The 6,636-nt window shown below is 43.7% G+C and carries 7 protein-coding genes, 1 rRNA gene and 1 other annotated feature; of the genes, 1 reads left to right on the top strand and 7 read right to left on the bottom strand.

Features of this window, described 5'->3' with window-relative positions; genetic code table 11:
* The 7 genes from GSF08_RS04785 to GSF08_RS04755 form a co-directional block, all read right to left on the bottom strand.
* Positions 1-203, bottom strand: a 16S ribosomal RNA gene (locus GSF08_RS04785); the annotation flags it as partial.
* Between the two features lie 227 nt (positions 204-430).
* Complete coding sequence (locus GSF08_RS04780) at positions 431-1,156, bottom strand: GntR family transcriptional regulator (protein WP_160624668.1); 726 nt, start codon at positions 1,154-1,156, stop codon at positions 431-433.
* 61 nt (positions 1,157-1,217) lie between these two features.
* Complete coding sequence (locus tag GSF08_RS04775) at positions 1,218-2,036, bottom strand: PTS system mannose/fructose/sorbose family transporter subunit IID (protein WP_160624667.1); 819 nt, start codon at positions 2,034-2,036, stop codon at positions 1,218-1,220.
* Entirely contained in the window at positions 2,023-2,799 is a 777-nt protein-coding gene (locus GSF08_RS04770) for a PTS sugar transporter subunit IIC (protein ID WP_160624666.1), read from the bottom strand. The genes GSF08_RS04775 and GSF08_RS04770 overlap by 14 nt, the downstream gene beginning before the upstream one ends.
* A gap of 4 nt (positions 2,800-2,803) precedes the next feature.
* On the bottom strand, positions 2,804-3,286 hold the full coding sequence (locus GSF08_RS04765; protein WP_160624665.1) for a PTS sugar transporter subunit IIB: 483 nt from the start codon (positions 3,284-3,286) through the stop codon (positions 2,804-2,806).
* Entirely contained in the window at positions 3,287-4,468 is a 1,182-nt protein-coding gene (locus GSF08_RS04760) for an AgaS family sugar isomerase (RefSeq protein ID WP_160624664.1), read from the bottom strand.
* A 360-nt stretch (positions 4,469-4,828) separates the two neighbouring features.
* Positions 4,829-5,263, bottom strand: coding sequence for a Spx/MgsR family RNA polymerase-binding regulatory protein (locus tag GSF08_RS04755; RefSeq protein WP_160624663.1), 435 nt, complete (start codon positions 5,261-5,263; stop codon positions 4,829-4,831).
* 109 nt (positions 5,264-5,372) lie between these two features.
* Positions 5,373-5,577 (top strand) — a binding site (T-box leader).
* 39 nt (positions 5,578-5,616) lie between these two features.
* Between GSF08_RS04755 and trpS the strand changes: the two genes are divergently transcribed.
* Positions 5,617-6,609, top strand: a complete 993-nt coding sequence (gene trpS / locus GSF08_RS04750) for a tryptophan--tRNA ligase (protein WP_160624662.1) — start codon at positions 5,617-5,619, stop codon at positions 6,607-6,609.
* Positions 6,610-6,636: the final 27 nt, after the last annotated feature.

Here is a 6,636-nt window from a genome sequence, read left to right as displayed (position 1 = left end):
AGAAGATGCCTTCTCCTCACCTATCCGGTTTTAGCTACCGTTTCCAGCAGTTATCCCGGGCACATGGGCAGGTTACCTACGTGTTACTCACCCGTTCGCCACTCACTTCCAAGAAAGCAAGCTCTCTTTTCCGTGCGTTCGACTTGCATGTATTAGGCATGCCGCCAGCGTTCATCCTGAGCCAGGATCAAACTCTCCATTTGATTGTTTGTTTAGCTCTTCTTTACACTTTCACGTTTCTGTTTTCTTGAGTTTCTTTTGAATTGACGTATTCTGTTTAGTTTTCAAAGATCGTCGCCCTCGCTTGAGCGCTTGTATATAATAGCAAATCTCTTCTACCTATGTCAATCCTTTTCTTTACCTTTTTTATTTTTGTTTCAAAACAAAAAAACAGACGTGTCAAATAGCATGAACACATCTGTTTAGATTTTTATGATATTTTCTTTTCGATTACAGCTTCTAAAGCAATTTTACCGCTCTTCAAAACCGATACCGTATACTCAACCGGCGTATCTTTTTCAAACAATAGACGGGAGAATCGAAAGGTCGGTACATTATCCTCCAAATCCAGTAAGCGCTGTTCTTCTTCATTTGGCAAATACGGGCGATATTTTTCTTTACCGTGCACCATGCGGATACCGCTATGGGAGAATACATCGTATAAGCTCTGATTTTCCAGTTCTTCCTGATGCAGATATAAAAATCGTTTGCCCGGCAAATAGGTTGTCTCTAACAGCACCGGATCTTCATCGATCAGACGAAGCCACTGGATCATAATAACCTCTTCTTGCGAAGACAGGGATAAACGCTGCTGTATTTTCTTAGACGGACATCTCATCCGCTCAAACTGAGTAATCAAGGTATGCGGAGTTTGGTTGAGCTTCTTTGCTTCCTCATTAAAACTGAAGAATCCATTCATTTCAATAGATACCTTCGGTTCAGCAACAAAGGTTCCTAAACCATGCTTTTTTTCAATGATACCCTCATTTTCCAATTCCTGCATTGCCTGCCGAACCGTTGCACGACTAACTTGAAACTGATTCATCAGTTCCACTTCAGAGGGAATTTGTTCCCCCGGCTTTAATCCACGGTCACTGATATAGTTCTGAACGCTCTCCATGATTACCACATAAAGCGGTCTGCGATCAAATGCCATTCCTATCACCTGCCTTTCTCATTATACCATACCTATTTTGGAAAAATATACCTCGCTACGGTTAAAAGACTTTGAAATATACGCCAACCAGAGAAAATACAACTGTCAGCGCGATCAAGAGGATCGGACTTGCTTTCTTCTTACGAATCAGCCAGAAAATAAATAATGTATACAGCAGCGGCAGCATGCAAGGCATGATCTTATCAAATAAATCAGCCTGCAGGGCAACCTTTGCCTTACCGGCAGTAATCGTAAGCTTGGTACTCAAAGATACATAAGATGCAATCAATGCGCCGATCACCGTCATTCCAAGAATCGATGCGGAGCGCACAACTTTTTCACTGATATCCTTTAAACGATCGATAACCCCGACCCCCAGTGAATAGCCCCAATGGACAAATCCAAAGCGCACCAGGTTCTCCACGATATTGAATGCCAGAATAAAGAAGATCGGACCCAAAATATTGCCGTCCATCGCGAAGCTCACTCCGATACCAGCCAAAATCGGCATGATCGTAAACCAGATCATCGAATCTCCGAGGCCAGCCAGCGGTCCCATCAATGCAACCTTTACACTCTTGATCAATTCGGGATTTTCCTTACGTTCTTCCATCGCCGCACTGATTCCCAGAATCAAGCTGATCACATACGTATGACAGTTGATAAAGTTTAAATGATTATGCAGCGCGGTCTGCTTGTCAGCTTCATTGGTATGTACCTTATTGATAACCGGCAGCAGGGAGTATGTAAAACCGATAGCCTGCATGCGCTCATAGTTAAACGAAGCATTGATCAGCATCGTGCGCAGAGCAACTTTATTCAGATCTTTTTTGGTGATCACACCCGGTTTTGTATCCATGTATCCTTTAGAGTCCGTCATGATAATCCTCCTCTTCCGCTACCGCAATAACTTCTTTTTTCTGATGATAGATATAGTAATCGTAAACGGCAATACAAGCCGCAATTGCGGAAACTGCCAGAATCGGCAGATTGCCGTAAGCTACAAAGATAAAGCCGAGTGCCAGGAAAATAACATATTCCATCTTAAACATCGTATTCAAAAGGATCGCGAAGCCAATTGCCGGCATAATGCCTCCGGCCACCGTAAGACCGTCCACCACCCAGGTCGGCAGCAGTGATACGATAAACTGCGCTTTATCAGCACCCAGATAAATCGGCAGGAATGCCACCAAAAAGTAACAAATAAAGACAATTGCCAATGCGCCGAACTGGATACCTTCGATGCCCTTGGTTTTATTTTTATCCGCAAATCCATCAGCGATCGGCATAAACATGGAGAATACGGTATAGATCAGGGTGATGATCCCCTGCATCAAAATCGAAAACGGAACGCCGATACCGATAGCCGTAGAAGCTCCTTCGTGACTGGCGATAGCAAATACGACACCGATGACCGTACCGATCACCATGTTCGGCGGCTGTGCTCCGCCAATCGGCATGAGTCCCATCCACATCAATTCAAATGTGGCACCGATCATAAGACCGGTTTTAACATCACCCATAGCGATACCGATGATCGTACCTAACACCAACGGACGGTATGTCTGAAACACTTCCATATAATAATCCACACCGGCCAAACCGGCGATCAATGCGATAAGCAGTGCCTGTGCAATAGACATCTTTCTAATCCTCCTTTATGACAGCCGCAAAATCAGCTGAATTTTCTGACGGCAGCATCCGATATTCCACATGTACCCCACGCTTCATCAGCTCACTGATAGCGGCTTTCTCTGCTTCATTCACATAAACGGTTTTAAATAGCTTTTCTTTCCCCTCCGCCATATGAATATTTCCGATATTCAATTCGTTTAAGACAATTCCTCCCTCAACCAATTTCAAAGCATCGAGGGGACTTTCAAAAATCAAGGCTATTTTGCGGCGGGGATCTGCTCCCGGTAACAGTTCCAGCGTTTTTTCTACAGTGAAGAAACGCACCGGCATCGCATTGGCGATTGCCATGCTGAGCAGGTTCTGCTCCATCGGATCCTGCGCCACGCGATCATTGACCACGATGCAGAAATTTGCGGCATAATTTTTCAGCCAGTTGGTTGCAACTTGCCCATGAATCAGACGATTATCCACTCTTGATAAAACGATATTCGGCATTTAAAGCACCTCTCTTTCATAGATATTGACACGGTTTGCCACCTTTGGCACGAGCTCATCGCTGCTTGGCCAGTCGGCGTTCACCCCTTTTTTCAAAGCAATCAGGGTAATAAAGGTCTGCATTGCCAAGGCATATAAGAAGATACCGGCAACCGGACAGCGTTCAAGCTGCGGATGCGCTTTAAATTCGTAATAGAAATTTGGCTTCGTGATTTTCTGCGGCAGCGGCTGATAGCCGAATCCGACAATCGTTCCGTGATTTTCATCACCGCTTACTTCACTCATCATATCGAGATCATACTTTGCAATATATGGATCCGGATGAAGGTAAAACAAGCAGAGCACTGGTGAAGTCAAAATCAGCTTCGGTCCATGACGGAATTCTACCGAAGAATTGTAATTGCTGAGATAGCGGCCATTTGTAAACTCCACTGCTTTCAAAGCAGTTTCCGCCGCCAGCACTTCCATTTCCCGTGAACCCAGCGCGGTCAGCGAAACTGTGTCTGAAGCGGCTATTTCATGCATCATGGAAATGTTCTCATGAAATAAACGATCCGCTTCGCTTGCAAAATACGGAATCAGGGATTCATAATCACTTAGATGCTCATAATCAAACAGCAGCATTGCCTGTAGTACCAGGCAGGTAAATTCCGCTGTGGCCGCAAAGCTTTCACCCTTGGTCTGCTTCGGCAACGGGATATACAAAACATTATCCTGACCGGCATTTTCCTGTACTAGAATACCGTCCTCCACACAGACGATCATGATCTGATACAAGGATTTCACCATTTTTTTCGCCAATCGGTTGCAGGCCACTCCCTCCGGGGTACTTCCGCTGCTTCCAAAGGAAACTAACAAAAGCGGCTGATCAGCCTGAAAATATTCCTGCGGATCCAGAATAACCTTGGTTGATGGTTCACAGACAATCTCCCATGGTGTGTGCATCGCCGCGTGATGGGCAACGCTGCGGGCAGCCAGATTAGAACTGCCGGCTCCCATCAACAATACTTTTAGATTGGTTTCCTGATGCAGTTTTGAGAAAAATGCCTGAATATCCGATTCGTGTGATCGAATACTCTCATACACCTGTTTCCACAACTGCGGCTGACGTTCAATTTCATAAGCCGCATAATAGCCATGCTTGGCTTTTAGTTCCTCTTCGTCGATTCCAATATATTTCATCTTGTCCTCCATTCGTACGTACGTCTATACATATAATAAGAGAAGTTATGTATTTTGTCAATGCTGGAATCCAAAAAATTAACAAATACATAATAAATACCGTATTCCCCATATCCTTACCTTCTAAGATAGGTTGTTGTCCCCTATTGATTCAGGCTTGCCTGCGTTATTAGCTTGAATGTTTTATTCGTTTCCCTCCTTACACATGGATATCACAGCTTTCATTGCCCGTACATGTAATACCGCATTATTCAAGAATTCATGTAAAAAACAAATGTCTTATAATGTATGACATTCATCATTCACAGAGAATACAATCACTGCCCTTTTCACAATAAAAAAACTACCCTTTCGGATAGTCTATTGAGCTGCTTCTCGCGTCTTGCCGCAAATTTGATAATTTGGACAGCTGCTGTTGCAGGCAGTTGAAGCCAGCGCTCGCAGTTCTCCCGGCACAAATGAGGTAATCTCGTCATCATCGTAGCCGACGACAAAGTTTTTTTCACTGATAATGATCGGACGTTTCATCACCGAAGGATTTTTTTGGATAAAATCTACCAATTCCTTCATTGAAAAATCATCAAGATCTTTCCCCAGTTCTTGAAATGCTTTTGAACGGGTAGAAATCAAATCAGCGGTTCCGTTTTCAGAACGCTGCAGTAAATATTTTATCTCTTCTTCTTTCAGTAAAGTTGTAAATATGTTTTTTTCCACAAATTCCAAATGGTTGTCTTTCAGCCACTGTTTAGCCTTGCGGCAGCTGGCGCAGCCCGGAGATGTATATAATATAATCATGTAGTTACCTCCTACCTCATTATTATATAGTATCTGCAAAATGATGAAAAGAAAAATGTTTGTTTTTTCACCCTTGCATTTTAAAATTGGCAGTAGTATGATAGTACCAACTTGAATGATGATGAAGAATAAGTAGTGAAAAAATGATATGCTGAAGAGAGTTTGCGGCCGGTGAAAGCAAACGCTGTCCTTTTCATGAATTGGGTCTTCGGAGTTCGGGCATGTCCCCGGCAGCGGCCGTTATCCGTTACGAGCGGTTTTGATACAATCAGAACAAGTCGGGTGGCACCACGCATACATTTCGCGTCCCAACAATATATAGGGACGTTTTTTTATGTAAAGGAGGAAGTTTTATGAAAAGAATGCTTACCGGTATTAAACCGACGGGAAAATTGACGCTGGGGAATTATATCGGTGCGATCAAGCCGTGCCTGGATTACCAGGATGATTATGAAATGTTCATTTTTATCGCCAATCAGCATGCGATCACGATCAATATCGATCCAAAAGAACTAAAACAGAATACGAAGGACTTGATCACTTTGTATCTGGCCAGCGGTCTGGATCCAAATAAGGTAACACTGTTTCTACAAAGTGATGTGCCTGCTCACGCACAGCTTGGATGGGCAATGACCTGTCATGCTTATATGGGTGAGTTAAACCGCATGACCCAGTACAAGGACAAATGTGCAAAGGGTGAAACCAATCTGACTGCAGGATTGTTTACCTATCCAGCACTGATGGCTGCGGACATACTGCTGTATGATGCTGATTATGTGCCGGTAGGCGTTGATCAGAAGCAGCATGTCGAGCTGACCAGAACCTTGGCTGAACGTTTTAATAACCGTTACGGAGAAGTTTTTCGTGTACCAGATCCGCTGATTTCAAAAGTCGGTGCGAAAATTTATTCATTACAGGATCCGACCAAGAAGATGTCTAAATCTGAAGACAATCCAAAAGGAACGATCAATTTACTGGATGAGCCAAGCGTAGCCCGTAAAAAGATTATGTCCGCCGTAACTGACAGCTATGCAAATCTTGTATACGATCCTGAAAAGCAGCCCGGGTTGGCTAACCTCATGCAAATCTTATCGGTAATTACCGGTGAAGCGATTGAATCGATCGCTGATCGTTTTAACGGCAAGGGTTATGGAGAATTGAAAAAAGAAGTCGGAGATGCCGTGTACGAATTGCTGAGCGGTCTGCAGGCTCGCTACCATGAAATTCAAAATAGCGGTATCGTGGAAGAAATACTTGCCCAAGGAGCTGCCAAGGCCAGCGTAATTGCAGATCGCAAGGTTGCGAAAATCTATCGTAAATTAGGTTTCAAACTGTTTAAAAAATAAGGTTTCACGCAAATATGCAAATTACTT

This window comes from Copranaerobaculum intestinale (genome assembly GCF_009831105.1).
Taxonomy (GTDB): domain Bacteria; phylum Bacillota_I; class Bacilli_A; order Erysipelotrichales; family Erysipelotrichaceae; genus Copranaerobaculum; species Copranaerobaculum intestinale.
Note: the sequence above shows the minus strand (reverse complement) of the source record. Positions and strands in the feature narration are given on the sequence as shown.

Excerpts from the sequence above, each read along its gene's own strand:
- GSF08_RS04780 (WP_160624668.1), bottom strand. The coding sequence starts at position 1,156 with ATGGCATTTGATCGCAGACCGCTTTATGTGGTAATCATGGAGAGCGTT.
- GSF08_RS04775 (WP_160624667.1), bottom strand. The coding sequence starts at position 2,036 with ATGACGGACTCTAAAGGATACATGGATACAAAACCGGGTGTGATCACC.
- GSF08_RS04770 (WP_160624666.1), bottom strand. The coding sequence starts at position 2,799 with ATGTCTATTGCACAGGCACTGCTTATCGCATTGATCGCCGGTTTGGCC.
- GSF08_RS04765 (WP_160624665.1), bottom strand. The coding sequence starts at position 3,286 with ATGCCGAATATCGTTTTATCAAGAGTGGATAATCGTCTGATTCATGGG.
- GSF08_RS04760 (WP_160624664.1), bottom strand. The coding sequence starts at position 4,468 with ATGAAATATATTGGAATCGACGAAGAGGAACTAAAAGCCAAGCATGGC.
- GSF08_RS04755 (WP_160624663.1), bottom strand. The coding sequence starts at position 5,263 with ATGATTATATTATATACATCTCCGGGCTGCGCCAGCTGCCGCAAGGCT.
- trpS (WP_160624662.1), top strand. The coding sequence starts at position 5,617 with ATGAAAAGAATGCTTACCGGTATTAAACCGACGGGAAAATTGACGCTG.